At 62.4% G+C, this 16,937-nt stretch carries 19 protein-coding genes and 1 pseudogene; 13 read left to right on the top strand and 7 right to left on the bottom strand.

Going from position 1 to position 16,937, the window contains the following annotated elements; genetic code table 11:
- Nucleotides 1-549 precede the first annotated feature (549 nt).
- Both ACFHWW_RS09830 and ACFHWW_RS09825 read left to right on the top strand, forming a co-directional pair.
- A complete protein-coding gene (locus ACFHWW_RS09830) occupies nucleotides 550-765 on the top strand; it encodes a cold-shock protein (protein ID WP_003532915.1) in 216 nt (71 codons plus the stop codon).
- Nucleotides 766-908: 143 nt separating this feature from the next.
- Nucleotides 909-1,334: a BA14K family protein gene (locus ACFHWW_RS09825; protein ID WP_100671817.1), complete on the top strand. Its 426-nt coding sequence runs from the start codon at nucleotides 909-911 to the stop codon at nucleotides 1,332-1,334.
- A 68-nt stretch (nucleotides 1,335-1,402) separates the two neighbouring features.
- Here the strand turns inward: ACFHWW_RS09825 and ACFHWW_RS09820 are convergent, their stop codons facing one another.
- On the bottom strand, nucleotides 1,403-2,044 hold the full coding sequence (locus ACFHWW_RS09820; protein WP_275597559.1) for an MBL fold metallo-hydrolase: 642 nt from the start codon (nucleotides 2,042-2,044) through the stop codon (nucleotides 1,403-1,405).
- Nucleotides 2,045-2,153: 109 nt separating this feature from the next.
- Complete coding sequence (locus ACFHWW_RS09815; protein WP_080636519.1) at nucleotides 2,154-2,309, bottom strand: hypothetical protein; 156 nt, start codon at nucleotides 2,307-2,309, stop codon at nucleotides 2,154-2,156.
- A 218-nt stretch (nucleotides 2,310-2,527) separates the two neighbouring features.
- Here ACFHWW_RS09815 and ACFHWW_RS09810 point away from each other — a divergent pair, with 218 nt between their 5' ends.
- The 5 genes from ACFHWW_RS09810 (at nucleotide 2,528) to ACFHWW_RS09790 (ending at nucleotide 6,744) form a co-directional block, all read left to right on the top strand.
- Nucleotides 2,528-3,157 carry a DUF1236 domain-containing protein gene (locus ACFHWW_RS09810; protein ID WP_275597558.1) on the top strand — a complete coding sequence of 210 codons (630 nt, stop codon included), beginning with the start codon at nucleotides 2,528-2,530 and terminating at the stop codon, nucleotides 3,155-3,157.
- Between the two features lie 324 nt (nucleotides 3,158-3,481).
- Nucleotides 3,482-3,748, top strand: a complete 267-nt coding sequence (locus tag ACFHWW_RS09805) for a hypothetical protein (RefSeq protein WP_100671820.1) — start codon at nucleotides 3,482-3,484, stop codon at nucleotides 3,746-3,748.
- A gap of 184 nt (nucleotides 3,749-3,932) precedes the next feature.
- Complete coding sequence (locus ACFHWW_RS09800; RefSeq protein WP_100671821.1) at nucleotides 3,933-4,409, top strand: MarR family winged helix-turn-helix transcriptional regulator; 477 nt, start codon at nucleotides 3,933-3,935, stop codon at nucleotides 4,407-4,409.
- 217 nt (nucleotides 4,410-4,626) lie between these two features.
- Nucleotides 4,627-5,328, top strand: a complete 702-nt coding sequence (locus ACFHWW_RS09795) for a response regulator (RefSeq protein WP_013844742.1) — start codon at nucleotides 4,627-4,629, stop codon at nucleotides 5,326-5,328.
- Nucleotides 5,329-5,361: 33 nt separating this feature from the next.
- Entirely contained in the window at nucleotides 5,362-6,744 is a 1,383-nt protein-coding gene (locus ACFHWW_RS09790; protein ID WP_100671822.1) for an ATP-binding protein, read from the top strand.
- Nucleotides 6,745-6,756: 12 nt separating this feature from the next.
- Here the strand turns inward: ACFHWW_RS09790 and ACFHWW_RS09785 are convergent, their stop codons facing one another.
- The 4 genes from ACFHWW_RS09785 to ACFHWW_RS09770 all read right to left on the bottom strand — a co-directional run bounded on the left by ACFHWW_RS09785 (nucleotide 6,757) and on the right by ACFHWW_RS09770 (nucleotide 9,306).
- Complete coding sequence (locus ACFHWW_RS09785) at nucleotides 6,757-7,098, bottom strand: tRNA-binding protein (protein ID WP_018095636.1); 342 nt, start codon at nucleotides 7,096-7,098, stop codon at nucleotides 6,757-6,759.
- Nucleotides 7,099-7,222: 124 nt separating this feature from the next.
- Nucleotides 7,223-8,041 carry a pyrroline-5-carboxylate reductase gene (gene proC / locus ACFHWW_RS09780; protein ID WP_379938091.1) on the bottom strand — a complete coding sequence of 273 codons (819 nt, stop codon included), beginning with the start codon at nucleotides 8,039-8,041 and terminating at the stop codon, nucleotides 7,223-7,225.
- A gap of 1 nt (nucleotide 8,042) precedes the next feature.
- On the bottom strand, nucleotides 8,043-8,543 hold the full coding sequence (locus tag ACFHWW_RS09775) for a YbjN domain-containing protein (RefSeq protein ID WP_018095638.1): 501 nt from the start codon (nucleotides 8,541-8,543) through the stop codon (nucleotides 8,043-8,045).
- Nucleotides 8,544-9,018: 475 nt separating this feature from the next.
- Nucleotides 9,019-9,306 carry an accessory factor UbiK family protein gene (locus ACFHWW_RS09770; RefSeq protein WP_275597556.1) on the bottom strand — a complete coding sequence of 96 codons (288 nt, stop codon included), beginning with the start codon at nucleotides 9,304-9,306 and terminating at the stop codon, nucleotides 9,019-9,021.
- Between the two features lie 284 nt (nucleotides 9,307-9,590).
- On the opposite strand from ACFHWW_RS09770, the gene lgt reads away from it, so the two are divergent.
- The 6 genes from lgt to ACFHWW_RS09740 all read left to right on the top strand — a co-directional run bounded on the left by lgt (nucleotide 9,591) and on the right by ACFHWW_RS09740 (nucleotide 16,015).
- A complete protein-coding gene (gene lgt / locus ACFHWW_RS09765; RefSeq protein WP_379938090.1) occupies nucleotides 9,591-10,433 on the top strand; it encodes a prolipoprotein diacylglyceryl transferase in 843 nt (280 codons plus the stop codon).
- 11 nt (nucleotides 10,434-10,444) lie between these two features.
- Nucleotides 10,445-11,548: a class I SAM-dependent methyltransferase gene (locus tag ACFHWW_RS09760; RefSeq protein ID WP_379938089.1), complete on the top strand. Its 1,104-nt coding sequence runs from the start codon at nucleotides 10,445-10,447 to the stop codon at nucleotides 11,546-11,548.
- A gap of 162 nt (nucleotides 11,549-11,710) precedes the next feature.
- Nucleotides 11,711-12,505, top strand: coding sequence for a peptidoglycan editing factor PgeF (gene pgeF, locus ACFHWW_RS09755; protein ID WP_018095642.1), 795 nt, complete (start codon nucleotides 11,711-11,713; stop codon nucleotides 12,503-12,505).
- A 1-nt stretch (nucleotide 12,506) separates the two neighbouring features.
- Nucleotides 12,507-13,658, top strand: a complete 1,152-nt coding sequence (locus ACFHWW_RS09750; RefSeq protein ID WP_018095643.1) for a Xaa-Pro peptidase family protein — start codon at nucleotides 12,507-12,509, stop codon at nucleotides 13,656-13,658.
- Between the two features lie 258 nt (nucleotides 13,659-13,916).
- Complete coding sequence (locus tag ACFHWW_RS09745; protein ID WP_379938088.1) at nucleotides 13,917-14,798, top strand: hypothetical protein; 882 nt, start codon at nucleotides 13,917-13,919, stop codon at nucleotides 14,796-14,798.
- Nucleotides 14,799-15,082: 284 nt separating this feature from the next.
- Nucleotides 15,083-16,015 (top strand): ribose-phosphate pyrophosphokinase, encoded by a 933-nt coding sequence (locus tag ACFHWW_RS09740; protein ID WP_018095645.1) that lies wholly within the window; start codon nucleotides 15,083-15,085, stop codon nucleotides 16,013-16,015.
- A gap of 40 nt (nucleotides 16,016-16,055) precedes the next feature.
- Here ACFHWW_RS09740 and ACFHWW_RS09735 read toward each other — a convergent pair.
- Nucleotides 16,056-16,885 (bottom strand): annotated as a pseudogene (locus tag ACFHWW_RS09735) (oxaloacetate decarboxylase).
- Nucleotides 16,886-16,937 lie beyond the last annotated feature (52 nt).

Raw genomic sequence — 16,937 nt, 5'->3', positions numbered from 1 at the left:
GGCAATATATCCTGCAGTTTTTCTGTAGGCCTGCAGGCCATGGCCCCTCGCACCCATGGGCTGCGTGAACGACGAGCGATATCAGGCGCTTGGACCGAGAAACCAGGCTGCACAAAGTTGCGGCATACCCATGAGCGACGCAATTTGGCGCAAATGATCCAGCCGCATCCCGATCCTTCGTTGAAAAGCTTTGAATTCAACAGCTTGCGATGCTTTTTGAACAGGCGAGTCAAAACGACCAACTGACCTCTTTTTGAGCAATGAGAAGACGCAATACCTCGTGAGAAAAGTTTTGCTTGCCAATTCAAAATAAACCCATCACTCTTACTGTGTTCGGGCAATCTGCGAACACGGGAAGATCTTGAATAAAAGCGGGCCGGAGACGCAACCCACTCCGGGCGGCCAACGGGGGGAGGCTGTTATTCCTTCCTGCGGCTGGTCGCGATAACCAGGACCCTTTCCTCAATTGTCGAGAACTGCCCCCACGCCCATACCGGGCAAAACTGCAATGCTGCCCGCAACGCGGGTGGAGAGAAAAGGACCTGACGCATGGCCGAGACTGGCACTGTAAAATTCTTCAACACAGACAAGGGCTTTGGCTTCATCAAGCCTGAGAACGGTGGCGCGGACATCTTCGTGCATATTTCTGCCGTGCAGGCCTCGGGCCTCAGCGGCCTCACGGAAAACCAGAAGGTATCCTTCGACACCGAGCCGGATCGCCGCGGCAAGGGACCGAAGGCGGTCAACCTGCAGATCGTCGGCTAACGCTGTTCTCTGCTGAAAGTTAAGTTCGAGCCCGGCAGTTTTGCCGGGTTTTTTCGTTCAGGCTCCGTTCAGTTTGGCTTATATAGACTTTGTTCATCATGAAATCCGGAAACCATCCGGTCGCATGCATAGGATTGAAGCCCATGAACAAATTCATCAAAGCAGCCGTCCTGTCGGTCGCCGCGGCCGCCATCGTTATCCCGACCTTCGGCACCGCCCAGGCAGGGCACCGCCATCGCAATAACGACGATGCATGGGTAGCGGGCGCCGTCGGCTTGGCCGCAGGCGCGCTCATCGGCAGCGCGATCGCTTCGCCGCCGCCGCCGCGCTATTATGGCGAGCGGGTCTATATCGATCCGGAGCCCGACTATTACGAGCCCCGCCCCGTCTATCGTCCGCGCCCGGTTTATCGGCCCGTCTATCGTCCTGTGGCGGTCGAGACCTACGGCCTCGAGCCCTGGACACCGGCTTGGTATCGCTATTGCTCGCAGCGCTATCGCTCGTTCGATCCGGACACCGGAACCTTCGTCGGCTATGACGGCCGCAGCCATTTCTGCAACGCCGGCTGAAAACGCGTATGAACCGAAAGGGCGCATGACTGGAAAAGTCATGCGCCCTTTTCTATTCGCACCGCTCGTCAAAGACCGCGGAGAAACGGATTGCTGCGTCGCTCTTCACCGATCTGCCCGCCCGGTCCGTGGCCGCAGATGAAGCCCACATTGTCCCCGAGCGGCAGTATCTTGTCCCGGATCGAATCCAGAAGCTGCTGATGATTGCCGCCCGGCAGGTCGGTGCGGCCGATGGAGCCGTGAAAAAGCACGTCGCCGACATGGGCGAAGTTTTGTGCCCGGTTGAAATAGACCACATGACCGGGCGCGTGGCCGGGGCAATGCAAGACCTCGAAGACGTGGTTGCCGAAGGAGACGGTATCGCCCTCTTCAAGCCAGCGGTCCGGTACGACGTTCTGAACCTTCATCGCGAGGCCGAAGCGCTCCGCCTGATCCTCCAGCCGTTCTAGCAGCGGAAGGTCGTCCTTGTGGGGTCCGACAATGTCGAGCCCCAGTGCTTCTTTCAATTCCTTGGCGCCGCCGGCGTGATCGATGTGACCATGTGTGAGCCAGATAGCCTTCAACGCGATGCCGTTCTCGCGGATCGTCTGCAGGATGATGTCGACGTCGCCGCCGGGATCGACGACCACGCCTTCCTTGGTCTCGCTATCGAACAGGACCGTACAGTTCTGCTCGAAATGCGTTACCGGGATAATGCCTGCCTGTAACATCGGACCATGCCTCGCTCTTGCTCGTGAGGTAGCCTGGAAGTGAGAAGCCCTTCCCGATCCGGGCCGTTTTCCCAGCTATAGCGATAAGCGAGCGGTATGACAGCGCAAATCAGCGCAGGGCCACGATTTCCGAAGCCGGCGGCGAATAGTGCACCGTCGCGAGCAACAGCACCGAAACCACGAGCTTGGCTGTCACGACGACCACCACCAGCGGACGCAACCGTTTGGCGGCAAGCTTGGCATCGTCCGAAATCTCACCTTGCATCTCGTCACTCCCGGCTTGGAGCCATCCTGTGTCGGATAGAAATCGATAATTCAGCCGCGCCTTGCCGGCCAACAATAGAGCGAAGACTTCGTCGGCTTCCTTCAGTCCGGGCAACGCTTGGCGACGGCAATATGTTTCATCCCTGCATTTCGTGATGTGACGGGGGGAACATCCCTGCAGCGCGGCGCGTTCTGGCCTGCAAATGAAGGAGCAAGATGATGAAGACCCTCTCTCCAACTCTGTTCAAAGCGGCCCCGCTCAGAGCGGCTTTGGCAGCCGGCGCGATGCTCGCCGCCATTCCCGCAGCCCATGCCGAAATGAGCGCAACGACGCTGACGGACCTCAATGTGCGTGCGGGACCCGGCCCGCAATATCCTGCGGTCGGTGTCGCCACGCGCGGCAGTGCTGCCGTGCTCGACGGCTGCATGGAGGGAAGCAACTGGTGCCGCATCGACGTCAACGGCTTGCGCGGCTGGGCTTACGCCCGTTACCTGGCCACGGACATGGGCGGTACGACAGCCGTTATCCAGGAACGCCGCACGGAGCTCTCGGTCCCGACGGTCGCCTATGAGGGCGAGACCGTGGTGGCGCCGTCCGAACCGCTCGAACTGGTGGGTCCGGTCGAGCAGGTCGAAGCGGTGACTCCGCCTCCTACGGTCCGCACCTATATCACCGAGAACCCGGTCGACACCGTCTATGTAGATGGAGAGGCCGTCGTCGGTGCCACGCTGCCGAACACGGTGGCCGTCCAGCCAATTCCCGACTACGAGTATCAGTACGTGACCATTAATGGCCAGCCCGTCCTTGTCGATCCGGGGACAAGAAGGGTTGTCTACGTCTATCGCTAATCGTCAGGCGAAAAGCGGGAAAGCACAGTGGCGCAGCGTCAATTTAAGAACGCTGCGTCATGGCGAATCACCCGTCGGAAGCGCGCCGGCAGGAGAGAGCACGAGCGATGCCGCTTCGAGGATCCTCGTGGGCTCGCGCGCGCCCGAAATAAATTCCCGAAACAACTCAAGCGACTATCCCACAGGCCCGCTTCCGGATCGCCGCCTGTGGCCAACACCAGTGGTGGCAAAATTGACAATTCTCCCCGTCGGCTTCAACCTTCCCGTGCCGGATTGTCCGGTATGTCGCGGCTCTGGATGAGGGGTCGCAGGACGGAGGGATCGATGGAAGCATTAGTGCCTATCATTACCCAGTTGATTGCGGGGGCAGCTGGCGGAAACGCCGCCAGCGCCATGCTGAAGCAGCAGGCATTCGGAGTCGTGGCACGCACGATCGTCGGTGCCATCGGCGGCCTCGGCGGCGGGTTCCTGATCCAGATGCTTGGCGGAGAGGCCGCCGCGACCGGTCTGGCCATGCAGGCAATCGGCGCTCTCGTCGGCGGCGGCGTTCTCAACGGCATTGTCGGGCAGTTCGTCGGCAAGCAGGCGTGAGTCTTCAGGCGACATCCATCGTAATGCAAAAGGCGGCTGCGGCCGCCTTTTCCGCGTGTCGCCGAGGCGCCATGTGCGTGTCTTCGCCCTGAATGAATGCGACTCGATGGAAATATGTCAACCAAACTGACATATATTGCGGTATGTTTCGGGAACGGCATTTCGATTGAAAGGATATGACCGCGTGGTCGGCCAGATCAGGAACAAGAGCGTAAGCGACAGCGCTGGCGAAGATATGGACACGATAGATTTCGAGATCATCGAGTTGCTTTTCTTTGCCTATCGCGACTTCACCGGCGACCCGGACGCCATTCTCGAGAAGAGCGGATTCGGCCGCGCGCATCATCGCGTCGTGCATTTCGTCAACCGCGAACCCGGCATGACGGTCGCGGACCTTCTCGAAACGCTGAAGATCACCAAGCAGAGCCTTGCCCGTGTCCTCAAGCAGTTGATCGATTCCGGCTATATCCGGCAGGTAACCGGTCCCGAAGACCGGCGGCAGCGCATGCTCTACACGACGCCGGAAGGCCAGGCCCTGGCGCGGGCGCTTGCCGAACCACAGTCCCGCCGCATAGCGGATGCGTTGGCAAGGGCCGGACCGGGTGCGCGGGAAACCGTGAAGCGGTTTCTCGCCAACATGATGAACGACGTTGCGGGCTGATTCACTGTGCGGCGCTGCAGGGAAGCCGCCCGAGAGTCACACAACGATTCAAAATGTTACGCGACCTGTGCGCGTCTGATTGGACGTCGGCTCGTCGTTCGTGGCAGAACGGGTAGCCCCTTGAATGAGAATGGGAGACCGCGGCGCCTGTGCTGCACGGTCTCCGGCATTTTTGGCGCAGCCTTTCCGGCTTGACGGGCAATGAGGGTAGCGAAAGATGATAGCAAAGGCGACAGTCTCCGACGATGCGGCGCATCTTCTGGTCGTCGACGATGACCGGCGCATCCGCGACCTGCTCAACCGCTATCTGGTCGAACAGGGATTTCGCGTAACGACGGCAGCCGATGCCGACGAGGCCCGGCGAAAGCTGATAGGAATCGATTTCGATCTTCTGGTCGTCGACGTGATGATGCCGGGGGAAAGCGGCATCGCTCTGACGCAAAGTCTCAGGCAGATCAAGTCGGTGCCGATCATCATGCTGACGGCGCTGGCGGAGGCGAATTCGCGTATCGAAGGGCTGGAGGCGGGCGCCGACGATTACCTGCCGAAGCCTTTCGAGCCGCGCGAACTCGTGCTCCGCATCAACAATATTCTGCGCCGCAACCAGCCGACACAGACACATAAGGTCGATCAGGTTATTTTCGGGCCCTACACCTTCTCGGTCGTGCGCAAGGAACTGCGCCGCGGAGCCGACCATATCCGCCTCACCGACCGTGAGCAGGAGATCATGACGCTGTTTTCGCAGCGCGCCGGCGAAACCATTCCGCGCCACGAGCTGATCGGCGACGACGCCGAGGTCGGCGAGCGGACGATAGACGTGCAGATAAACCGGCTAAGGCGTAAAATCGAGGACGATCCTTCCAACCCCGTCTGGCTGCAGACCGTTCGCGGCATCGGTTACCGGCTGAGCGTTGACTGACGATGGGCAGAAACGAGTGCCGGATCAAGGGCCATGGCAAGCTTTGACGGTTTGAAGCGCGAAGGAACGACACCCGCGGACGGCGGCTGGAAGCGCGTGGTCCGCTGGCTGCGGCGCCGGCTGCCGATGGGTCTTTACGCGCGCTCGCTTCTGATCGTCGTCATCCCGATGGTGCTGCTGCAGTCCGTGGTCGCCTTCGTGTTCATGGAGCGGCACTGGCAACTCGTCACCCAGCGCCTCTCCTCGGCGGTGACCAACGACATCGCCGCCATCGTCGACCTGATCACGACCTTCCCGCGGGAGGGCGATATCGACCAGATCGTCCGCATCGCCCGCGATCAGCTCGACCTCAACATAACCGTCGAGCCCGGCGGAGAGCTGCCGCCGCCACGCCCCAAGCCCTTCTTCGAAATCCTCGACCAGATCCTCAGCGAGGAGATTTCGGACCAGATCCGGCGTCCCTTCTGGATCGATACGGTCGGCAATTCGAAGATCGTGGAAATTCGTATCAAGCTCGAAGACGACCGCATTCTCAGGGTCTATGCCCGCCGCAACCAGGCCTATGCATCGAACACACACATCTTCCTCGTATGGATGGTCGGCGCGTCCCTCGTCCTGCTGACGATCGCGATTCTCTTCCTGCGCGGGCAGATCAGGCCGATCCTGGCGCTCGCAAGCGCAGCGGAGAGCTTCGGCAAGGGACAGAAGATCGACGATTTCGCACCGCGGGGTGCCAATGAAATTCGGCGGGCCGGTCTCGCCTTCATCCTGATGCGCGAGCGGATCGAGCGCCAGATCGAACAGCGCACCGCGATGCTGACCGGTGTCAGCCACGACTTGAGGACGATCCTGACCCGGTTCAAGCTGCAGCTGGCACTTGTGGGCAACAATCCGGACCTCGAAAGCCTCAACCAGGACGTGGAGGACATGCAGAACATGCTGGAAGGCTACCTCGCCTTCGCCCGAGGAGACGCGGAAGAGGATGTCGGCCAGCTGAAACTCAGCGATCTGATGGCGCGGCTTTCGGCGGAGGCGGAGTTGTACGGCAAGACGCTGACGACCGAGATCCAGGGCGAGAACGAGATTCACGTGAGGCCGAACGCCTTCACGCGGCTCATCTCCAATCTCGCATCCAACGCCTATCGCTATGCGAACACCGTGCATATCGAGGCCCGCCAGAGCGCGAAATGGCTGACCATCACAGTCGATGACGACGGCCCGGGCATTCCCGAGCGGTCACGCGAAGACGTGTTCAAACCGTTCTTCCGCCTGGACGAAGCCCGCAATCTCGACAGTTCCGGCACCGGCCTCGGCCTTGCCGTTGCCCGCGACATCGCCCGCAGCCATGGCGGCAATGTCACGCTCGCAGACAGCCCCCTCGGCGGCCTGCGCGCGACGGTGCGTGTGCCGACGTAAATACGGGGACGATCACATCAGCTTCTTGCCGTTCGGCACCGGCTTGTCGGTGGATGCGAGCACGATCGCACCGGCCTCGTCTTCGAAGCCGAGCGTGAGCACCTCGGAACGGACGGGGCCGATCTGGCGCGGCGGGAAATTGACGACACCCAGAACCTGCCTGCCGACGAGTTCCTCGGGCTTGTAGTGCGCCGTGATTTGCGCGGAGGATTTCCTGATGCCGATGTCAGGGCCGAAATCGATCTTGAGCTTGATTGCCGGCTTGCGCGCCTCGGGAAAGGGTTCCGCTTCCACGATTGTACCGACACGTATGTCGACGCGTTCGAAATCGGCGTAGGAAATGATTTCGGTCATGAATGTTCCCCGGATCACGTCGATGGGTCGATGGGTCGATGGGCCAATTCGACGTACGACCGGAAACGTGAACGATTGCGACAACTTCAGAGTGAACTGCGAGACGCGCCGTTCTCGCCTGGAATTACCCGGCCAGTTCTTCCGCGCGCTTGCGCGCCGCCTCAATGGCCCGGTCGAAGAGCGGCTGCATGCCGTCATCCGCCATCAATACCGCCAGTGCAGCCGCCGTGGTACCGCCGGGCGAAGTGACGTTCTGGCGCAGGCGCGCTGCATCGTCGGGGGACTGATGGAGGAGTTCACCAGCCCCCGCGACGGTTTCCCGAGCAAGACGCATGGCTAGGTCCGCCTCGAGTCCGGCCTTGCGCCCGGCCTCCGCCATGCACTCGACGAGATAGAAGACATAGGCCGGGCCGCTGCCGGAGACGGCGGTCACGGCATCGATATCCGCTTCGTTCCCGACCCATTCGACGGGGCCGCTGACTTTCAGCAGATCATGCACAAGGGCGCGCTGAGCATCGCTGACGCGCGCATTCGCGAAGGCGCCGGTCACACCACGTCCGATCATGGCCGGCGTATTCGGCATGGCGCGCACCGTCGCCGCCTCACCCAGGTGCCGCTCGATGAAACCGAGAGTCTTGCCGGCGGCCACCGAAACGATCACGGTTTGCGGACCGACGAGCCCTTTCAGAGGAGGCAGCACTGTTTCCATCACCTGCGGCTTGACCGCGATGAAAATCGCGCCCGCCTCGGCGCCCGCCGGAGCGGAGGTCGCATGTTGCACACCGCTATCCGTGAGCAGCTTTGCCATCGCCGGTGACGGGCCCGGATCGATGACGAGAACGTCGTTGCCGCGCACTCCGCTCTTCAGCCAGCCCGCGAGCATGGCGCCGCCCATATTGCCGGCGCCGACGAGCACGATCGGACCCGAAACGGCAAAGCTCACTTCATGCCTCCCCAACGGTCTCGAACAATACCGCGTCGACCGCGCGCTGCGCGTCCATGCCCGACCAAACGACGAACTGGAACGCTTGGAAATAGGATTCGCAGGCGTCGAGCGCGTTCGACAGGAGCACCTCGACCTGCTGGTTCGTCGGTTCCGCTCCACCGGCGAGCAACAGAGATTGCCGGAAGATGATGACTTCTTCTTGGCGCCAAAGATCGAAATGACCCATCAGCACCTGGCCGTTGATATGGGACAGAAGTCGTATCACCTCGTTTGCGCGGCTGTCCGGCACCTTGATGTCGAAGGCACAGGCCAGATGCAGCGCCTCGAACTCCTCCATCCAGGAAAAGGAAACATGGTAGTCCGCCCACCTGCCTTCGACGGTCATGGCAATTTCGTCCTCGCCGGATCGCTCGAACGACCAGTCATTGTTCGCGGCAACGAACTCGATCATATCGACCGGGTTGGACTGGCGCTCGACTTCCATTTCCAAAAGGCTCATGCATCACCCTAAAGGCGCGGCTAAGGCGCGCAAAGTCACGCTCACAGGACGCAACACTGCAAACCCAATACCGGATACGAACACACTATGATTGCTGGACCTGCGACTATCCTGGCTTACTCACCCTGCCCGGAGCTTGCTTGGTCCGTGTCGAATCATCATTTAAAATCAGTGTATAACGGCAGAGTCAGCGTGCCAGCCCCTGAGCCTAAAAATTGCCGGGAAGAATTGCGCCCCGCGCTATGAATCTGATTCAGCGCGGCTGCTTAAACGACTCTGCGATAAAGGTTTTTTGCCAGTGTCCACAGGTGGAAAACTTTTCAGTTTTTGTTAACCGTGACGCTGACGAAGTGAAATGCGCCGGGCGACGGCGGGGTGGCCGATTGGCCCCGCGCCGCATTCGCATCCGTGAGAACCGGAAAGGCACACGGCTCGAGGGTAGACGGCGACCGAAGGCCAACCTGCGGCAGGTTTTTTACTTGCCCGTCGTGATGTCGCCGGCTGCCGGACCGGTCGCGGCCAAACGTGCTTCCAGCGCTTCGATACGAGTAAGGAGAGCGTCGTTTTCGTCCCGTGCCCGTGCGGCCATCTCCTTGACCGCCTCGAACTCCTCGCGCTTCACGACATCGAGCGAATTCAGCCAGTTTTCGGTTTGCGCCCGGAATGCCGCCTCGACCTCGCGCCGCACCCCTTGGGCCGCGCCCGCCGCATCCGTCATCAGCCGAGCGAGATCATCGAGAATACGGTTGGCGCCTGTGCTCATCTTTCTGGTCTCCATTTCCATCCCGCCACATGCGGCGGAGCTCATGATTTCAGGTAGGGTCCCCGGCGTGAGGATGCAAGGAAAATGACGTCCGTGACGCCGCTCAACGTTCTCCAGGGTCCTTGAATTTGCGATGGGGCGATGGGGCAGTATAGCGTACTGCGGGCACCTTTCTACGTTCGAAGAGGCGGGGGCGTCGCTGCGCGGCGGCAGCGGGTGCTTGACCGCGCCGGATTCGCTCGTCATGTTCCGCCGAAATCATCGGTCCGGCACGAGAGAAGACCTTGGAAACAATCGCGACCCGCCTCGCCATCCTGCCCTTCCCCGAAATCGACCCCGTCATCTTCACGATAGGGCCGCTCGCCGTGCGCTGGTACGGGCTCGCCTATGTCGCGGGGATACTCCTCGGATGGCTCTACGCGCGCCGCATAATCCAGAACGCTTCGCTCTGGCGCAACGGCATCGCCCCCCTCAACCTGGCGCAGCTTGACGACTTCCTGCTCTGGGCGGCCGGCGGCATCGTACTTGGCGGGCGCATCGGCTACATCCTTTTCTACGATCTCGGCTCCATCCTCGAGAATCCCGTCCGCGCGATCCAGATCTGGAACGGCGGCATGTCCTTCCATGGCGGCCTTCTCGGCACCACGCTGGCGATGATCATCTTTGCGCGCAGGAACGCCATCCCCCTCTGGAGCCTGTTCGACGTCGTGGCAGCAGTGGTGCCGATCGGGCTCTTCTTCGGGCGCATCGCCAATTTCATCAATGGAGAACTCTGGGGCCGCCTGTCCTCGATGCCCTGGGCGGTCGTCTTCCCGACCGGAGGCCCCTTCGCCCGTCATCCCAGTCAGCTTTACGAGGCGGCCCTCGAAGGCATTGTGCTTCTGGTCGTGCTCGCCTGGTTCGTTTATCGCCGGAGAGCCTTGAAAATACCCGGCCTTGTCACCGGCATCTTCGTCTGCGGCTATGCCGCGAGCCGCATTTTCGTGGAATTCTTCCGCGAACCGGACGCACAGATCGGCTATCTTGCGGGGGACTGGCTTACCATGGGCATGGTACTTTCACTGCCGATGCTACTGGCCGGAATCTGGGCCATTGCGCGGGCGCGCAGCGCGGCTGCCGCCGCTTGACTGGACAAGTCATGACGAATCCTCTCGCCGACAAGGTCAAGGCGCTGATCCGGACCAACGGACCGATCAGCGTGACCGACTATTTCTCCCTCTGCCTTGCCGATCCGCAGCATGGCTATTACCGCGTCCGCGAACCGTTCGGGCCGGCGGGAGATTTCACCACCGCGCCGGAGATCAGCCAGCTCTTCGGCGAGATGATCGGCATATTCCTCGTGCATGCATGGCAGCAGCACGGCACGCCTGAGGACGCGACTATCGCCGAGATCGGTCCGGGCCGCGGCACGATGATGTCCGACATGCTCCGCGTCATCCGGCGGCTGGCGCCGGCGCTGTACCGGACCGCAACCGTTCATCTCGTCGAAACCAGCGACCGGCTTCGCAAGCTGCAGGCCGAGACCTTGGCTGAACACGAAGGCAAGGTCCGCTGGCATGAGAGCTTCGACAGCCTTCCCTCCGGATTCCTGCTCCTGGCTGCGAACGAGCTTTTCGACGCAATTCCGATCCGTCAGTTCGTGCGGACCGCACAGGGCTTCCGTGAGCGCATGGTCGGCCTCGATGCGGAGGGCCGATTGACCTTTGCCGCAGGCATTACCGGCATTGATCCCGCATTGCTGCCCTCTCCCGCGCCCACCGTCGCGGAAGGCACGGTCTTCGAAATCTCCCCCGCCCGCGACGCGGTGATGGCCGCGCTTTGCGAGCGCCTCCGGGCCGGCAGCGGCACGGCGATCATCATCGACTACGGCCATCTGGCGACCGGCTACGGCGACACGCTGCAGGCCGTCCGCAATCACGAATATGATCCGCCGCTTGCCAATCCCGGTCTCGCCGACCTGACCAGCCATGTCGATTTCGAGCAGTTGGCGAGCCGTGCGAAAGCGGAGGGTGTGCAGATCAACGGACTTGCCCGTCAGGGTGATTTCCTGGTCGGCCTCGGACTCCTGGAACGCGCCGCGGCGCTCGGCCGGGACAAGGACGACACGACCCAGGAAAGCATCCGCGACGATGTCGAGCGGCTTGCGGGCTCCGGCGCGGGCAGGATGGGAGAGCTGTTCAAGGTGCTGGTGGTAAGCAGTCCGGAAGTCGCCCTGGCGCCCTTCCGGAAGAAGGCGTCTTAGCGCCGGCCGTGCACCGCCTCGGGTCTCTCGGCTCGGCAGGGCGATTGACAGTCCCCGCCTGCCGGGTCAACATCGCGCCGGCAAATCAGCTGCAAGTCGACGGGCCGCAACGCGCCCTCAATTCCAACGAAGCTTAGAAAATCACGAGGGCGAAAACACCGAATGCAGGATGATGCCTCGCTATCCCCTGTGCAGAGCCCGCTCTTCGCCGCAAAGGCAGGCCCGGCAATCGCACATGGTTATTTCACGCGCCAGGGAGGCGTTTCCGAGGGCATCTACCGCGGTTTGAATGTCGGTCTCGGCTCGAACGACGAGCGGGAACGGGTCGGCGAGAACCGAGCCCGGGTCGCCCGCTGGTTCGACGCGGAGCCACGACAACTTGCCACGGTGCACCAGGTCCATTCGCCGGACGCGATCATCGTCGACGCCGGTTACGACGGCGCGCGGCCGGATGCCGATGCTCTGGTAACGGCAACGCCCGGCATCGTCCTCGGCGTTCTCTCCGCCGACTGCGGTCCGGTCCTTTTCGCCGATCCGGAAGCAGGCGTGATCGGTGCCGCCCATGCCGGATGGAAGGGCGCGCTCGGCGGCGTGCTCGAAAGCACCGTCGAAGCGATGATCTCGCTCGGCGCCCGCCGCGAGCGCATCATCGCCTGCCTCGGCCCGTCGATCAGCCGGAGCCACTACGAGGTCGGCCCCGAATTCGTAGCCCGCTTCGTCGCCACCGAGGCAAGCTATGCGTCGTTTTTCACGCCGTCGGGCCGCGACGGCCACGCCATGTTCGACCTTCCCGGATTGACGGTCCGGCGGTTGGCCGAGGCCGGCGTGACGGCGGAAAACCTCGGCATCTGCACCTATGCGGACGAAGACCGCTTCTTCTCCTATCGCCGTACGACGCACAGGCAGGAGCCTGATTACGGGCGGCAGATATCAGCGATTTCCATACGGGAGGTTTGAGATGGCGCTTCATTTCGCCGAAGAAGAATATGCGGCCCGCCTGGCGCGGCTCACGGCCAAGATGCAGGAGGAAAAGCTCGACGCGATACTGCTCTTCGCCCAGGAGAGCATGTACTGGCTGACCGGCTACGACACCTTCGGCTATTGCTTCTTCCAGTCGCTGGTGGTCAAGCGGGATGGTTCCATGGTCCTGCTCACCCGTTCGGCCGACCTGCGCCAGGCGCGTCATACGTCGAATATCGAGCGCATCGAAATATGGGTGGATCGGGTCAATGCCGATCCGGCCATGGACCTCAAGAATCTGCTCAGTGAGCTCGATCTCCTCGGCCGCCGCATCGGCGTCGAATACGACACCCACGGCATGACCGGAAGAACGGCGCGCCTCGTCGACCACCAGCTCTCCACTTTCGGGGAACTGGTCGACGCCTCGCTGCTCGTCAGCCGCCTGCGTCTGATCAAGAGCCCGGCGGAGATCGCTTATGTCGAGAAGGCGGCGAGCCTTGCAGACGACGCGCTCGACGCGGCGCTGCCACTCATCCGCCCGGGCGGCAGCGAGGCGGATATCCTCGCGGCCATGCAGGGTGCCGTTTTCGCCGGCGGCGGCGATTATCCGGCCAACGAGTTCATCATCGGTTCCGGGGCCGACGCACTGCTCTGCCGCTACAAGGCCGGCCGGCGCAACCTCGACGCCAACGATCAGCTCACGCTCGAATGGGCCGGTGTCAGCGCCCATTACCATGCGGCGATGATGCGCACGGTCGTGATCGGCGAGCCCACCAACCGCCACCGCGAGCTTTACAGCGCCTGCCGGGAAACGATCCAGGCGATCGAAATGGTGCTTCGACCCGGCAATACCTTCGGGACCGTCTTCGACGTGCATGCAAAGATCATGGACGAGCGCGGCCTTGCCCGGCACCGTCTGAACGCCTGCGGCTATTCGCTCGGCGCACGCTTCTCGCCCTCCTGGATGGAACACCAGATGTTCCATATCGGCAATCCGCAGGAGATCGAGCCGGACATGTCCCTCTTCGTCCACATGATCATCATGGATTCGGACAGCGGCACCGCCATGACGCTCGGCCAGACCTATCTCACCACGGCCGACACCCCCCGCCCGCTCTCGCGCTACGGACTGGACTTCATATCTGCGTAAGGAAATCGCCCTATGATTTCCGTCGAAAGTGAAGAACGCGCCGGCGGCTGATCCTGCTGCAGCGACCTTTGCGCGTCCATAGGGCGCGCGGCGCTGCAGCCGCCGCATCCGGCGCCGGGATGTTCGAGAGCGGGATGAGGAAAAGTGCGTGCGGTTTTCCGCCCGCGTCCCGCTCTCGCTCTTTGGAAGCGATCACGGTCATAATTTTAGGTCGGCTCGACCTCAAATCATCGTGATCTAGCGGAGACGGTGGGAACGATGCGCAAGCAGATCAATCCGATCGCCAGCCTTGGCCTTGCCGCAGCCTTGGCCGGCTGCAACACGACCGACGCCCTGATCCCGCAGGTGGATGTGGGCGAAGGCACTTTCCGCTCCCCTCCGGTGACCCAGTCGGATCTCGACTCCATGTCGGCGCAGACCGCGGTGATGCCGGTGGAAAGCGTGCCGCCGGGCCGCTCCGCCGCCTTCGCGGCACAGCCGAACATTTCGAGCCCGCCTCCGCAGCACGCCGCCGACAATGTCGGCTATAGCGACTACACCGACCCGGCCGGCACGCTGGAAGGCCAGGCAAACCGTCTCGCCGGCGGTGAAGCACCGGTACAGACGATGCAGCCTCAGTCGGCGCCTGCCCGGATCGCCCGGCATCAGGCACCGCCCCTGGAAGACGCGACGCAAGACAATGGCGGCGAGGAGCAGCCCACACCGGTCGAAACGACGCAGGCGCCCGCGCCGACGCAGCAAGCCGCCGCATCGCCTGCGGCAGCTGCGACCGGCTCGGGCGGAATCCGTTTTCTGCCGATCATCGGCGCACCGGTCCAGGCGGTCAGGCCGCTCTCGAAGCAGCTCGGAGCCTCTGCGCGCAGTCAGGGCCTCGCGATCAAGAGCTCGACCGACAAAACCAGCGACCATATCCTCAAGGGATATTTTTCAGCGCTCAACGACGGCGGCAAGACGACGGTCGTCTATGTCTGGGACATACTCGACGGCAGCGGCAATCGCCTGCACCGCATCCAGGGACAGGACTCCGTTGCAAACACAGCGGCCGACCCCTGGAGCGCGGTCCCGGCAGAAACGATGGAGGCGATCGCCAGCCAGACGATCGACGCCTACATCGAATGGCGTCGGTCGACCGCGGGTTAGCGTCTCCGCTCGCGCTCCGCTTGCCCGCGCTTTCTGATTTTCGGCCAATCGGCCCGGAATCGCCGTCATCTTGGCCGGCTGGCGCAAAGTTTTTCGGATATTGAGCGTTGCGCCGCAGCAATCCCCTTGCATTCACCTTCAAGGACGCTAAAAAGCGGCCGATCAGCTCTGACAGCGGCCGTCCGCAGTGATTGCCCGCAATCGGAATGGCTCACGGAATCTGCGCGGAGAACCCACCCCCCGGACGACCGGACGTGGCCGCGCCAGCTCAAGGCGGACCGTCAATGAAGGTTTTCGCAGGCAATTCGAACCGGCTGCTGGCCGAAGCGATCTGCAACTATCTCAACCTGCCGCTCGGCAAAGCCACAGTAAGGCGCTTCGCCGATCAGGAAATCTTCGTCGAAATCGGCGAGAACGTGCGCGGCGAGGACGTCTTCATCGTCCAGTCGACCTCCTTCCCGACCAACGATCATCTGATGGAACTCCTCATCATGATCGACGCGGTCCGGCGCTCCTCGGCTCGCCGCATCACCGCCGTCCTTCCCTATTTCGGCTATGCCCGGCAGGACCGAAAACCCGGTCCTCGCACGCCGATCTCCGCCAAGCTGGTCGCCAATCTCATTACCGAAGCCGGTGCGGACCGCGTTCTGACCCTCGACCTGCACGCCGGGCAGATCCAGGGCTTCTTCGATATCCCGACCGACAACCTCTACGCCGTTCCGATCCTCGCGCGAGACGTCAAGGAGAACTACAACCTCAAGAACGTCATGGTCGTTTCGCCGGATGTCGGCGGCGTCGTGCGTGCCCGGGCGCTCGCCAAGCGGCTGGACTGTCTGCTGGCGATCGTCGACAAGCGTCGCGACCGCCCCGGTGAATCGGAAGTCATGAACGTCATCGGCGAAGTCAACGGCAAGGACTGCCTTCTCATCGACGATATCGTCGATTCCGGCGGAACGCTCTGCAACGCCGCCGAGGCACTGCTGAAGAACGGCGCGACCAGCGTCACTGCCTATATCACCCACGGCGTCCTCTCCGGCGGCGCTGTCGCGCGCGTCACCTCCTCGATGCTGAAAGAACTGGTGATCACCGATTCGATCCAGCCGACGACGGCAGTGCAGTCCGCGCACAATATCCGTGTGATCTCGACCGCCGCGCTGCTCGGCGAGGCGATCAGCCGCACGAGCCAGGAAGAATCGGTATCGAGCCTGTTCGATTGACGTTTACGACGCCGCGCGTCTCATCAGACGCGGACGTCGTTCATCTCTTGACGTCCAGCATGTATGAGGCCGCCTCGCGGGCCGGCATGGCACTTTTCGCATAGGTGAAAGTGCCGTGCTCCTTGACCTCTCGCGCCGCGCTCATGAGTGCGGCAAGGGCCGCCCGAGCAAAAGAGCCGCCGACACTGATGCGCTTCACGCCCGCCTCCTGCAGTTGTTCCACTGTGTAGACCTGCCCGGCGAGCCCCATGACCATATTGACCGGGCGCTTGACGGCGGAGCAGACCGTTCGGATCGCTTCGATGTCGGGCAGCCCCGGCGCATAGAGGACATCCGCACCGGCCTCCTCGAATGCGACGAGGCGCCGGATGGTATCGTCGAGGTCAGGCCGTCCGCACAGGAAGTTCTCGGCGCGCGCGGTGAGGACGAAGGGGTGCTTGCGGGCTTCCTCTGCGGCAGCGGCAACACGTTCCACGGCCAGGCCGAACTCGAAGACGGGATCGGCCGCATCACCGGTTGCGTCTTCGATCGAACCACCGACGAGCCCGACGCCTGCCGCAAGCGAAATCGTCTCGGCACAGCACAGCGGATCCTTACCGAACCGTCCTCCAGATCCGCGGACACCGGCAATTCGGTCGCCTCGACGATATCGCGGGCATTCTGCAATATGACGTCGCGCGAGAGAGCCGCCGCCGAGTCCCTCCGGCCGATGGAAAACGCAAGCCCCGCGCTCGTCGTCGCCAGCGCCTCGAAGCCGACCGCCGCGAGAATGCGCGCAGAACCTGCATCCCAGGGATTGGGAATTACGAAAGCGCCCTCGCGATCATGCAATGCGCGGAATTTCAGGTGCTTGTCTTGCTGCTTTTCCATGCCGGCCATCCGTCGCTTGAAGATAACCAGCGATAGCATGAAACGAAAACAC

Source organism: Sinorhizobium sp. P24N7 (genome assembly GCF_042436655.1).
GTDB classification, from domain to species: domain Bacteria; phylum Pseudomonadota; class Alphaproteobacteria; order Rhizobiales; family Rhizobiaceae; genus Sinorhizobium; species Sinorhizobium meliloti_A.
The sequence above is the reverse complement of the archived record's forward strand: the minus strand, read 5'-3'. Positions and strand labels throughout refer to the sequence as shown.

Coding starts and splice junctions, on each gene's coding strand:
- ACFHWW_RS09815 (WP_080636519.1), bottom strand. CDS start 2,309: ATGCAAGGTGAGATTTCGGACGATGCCAAGCTTGCCGCCAAACGGTTG.
- ACFHWW_RS09740 (WP_018095645.1), top strand. CDS start 15,083: ATGAAGGTTTTCGCAGGCAATTCGAACCGGCTGCTGGCCGAAGCGATC.
- ACFHWW_RS09790 (WP_100671822.1), top strand. CDS start 5,362: ATGGCAAGCTTTGACGGTTTGAAGCGCGAAGGAACGACACCCGCGGAC.
- ACFHWW_RS09745 (WP_379938088.1), top strand. CDS start 13,917: ATGCGCAAGCAGATCAATCCGATCGCCAGCCTTGGCCTTGCCGCAGCC.
- ACFHWW_RS09770 (WP_275597556.1), bottom strand. CDS start 9,306: ATGAGCACAGGCGCCAACCGTATTCTCGATGATCTCGCTCGGCTGATG.
- ACFHWW_RS09810 (WP_275597558.1), top strand. CDS start 2,528: ATGAAGACCCTCTCTCCAACTCTGTTCAAAGCGGCCCCGCTCAGAGCG.
- ACFHWW_RS09775 (WP_018095638.1), bottom strand. CDS start 8,543: ATGAGCCTTTTGGAAATGGAAGTCGAGCGCCAGTCCAACCCGGTCGAT.
- pgeF (WP_018095642.1), top strand. CDS start 11,711: ATGCAGGATGATGCCTCGCTATCCCCTGTGCAGAGCCCGCTCTTCGCC.
- ACFHWW_RS09795 (WP_013844742.1), top strand. CDS start 4,627: ATGATAGCAAAGGCGACAGTCTCCGACGATGCGGCGCATCTTCTGGTC.
- ACFHWW_RS09760 (WP_379938089.1), top strand. CDS start 10,445: ATGACGAATCCTCTCGCCGACAAGGTCAAGGCGCTGATCCGGACCAAC.
- ACFHWW_RS09750 (WP_018095643.1), top strand. CDS start 12,507: ATGGCGCTTCATTTCGCCGAAGAAGAATATGCGGCCCGCCTGGCGCGG.
- ACFHWW_RS09785 (WP_018095636.1), bottom strand. CDS start 7,098: ATGACCGAAATCATTTCCTACGCCGATTTCGAACGCGTCGACATACGT.
- ACFHWW_RS09825 (WP_100671817.1), top strand. CDS start 909: ATGAACAAATTCATCAAAGCAGCCGTCCTGTCGGTCGCCGCGGCCGCC.
- ACFHWW_RS09830 (WP_003532915.1), top strand. CDS start 550: ATGGCCGAGACTGGCACTGTAAAATTCTTCAACACAGACAAGGGCTTT.
- ACFHWW_RS09820 (WP_275597559.1), bottom strand. CDS start 2,044: ATGTTACAGGCAGGCATTATCCCGGTAACGCATTTCGAGCAGAACTGT.
- ACFHWW_RS09805 (WP_100671820.1), top strand. CDS start 3,482: ATGGAAGCATTAGTGCCTATCATTACCCAGTTGATTGCGGGGGCAGCT.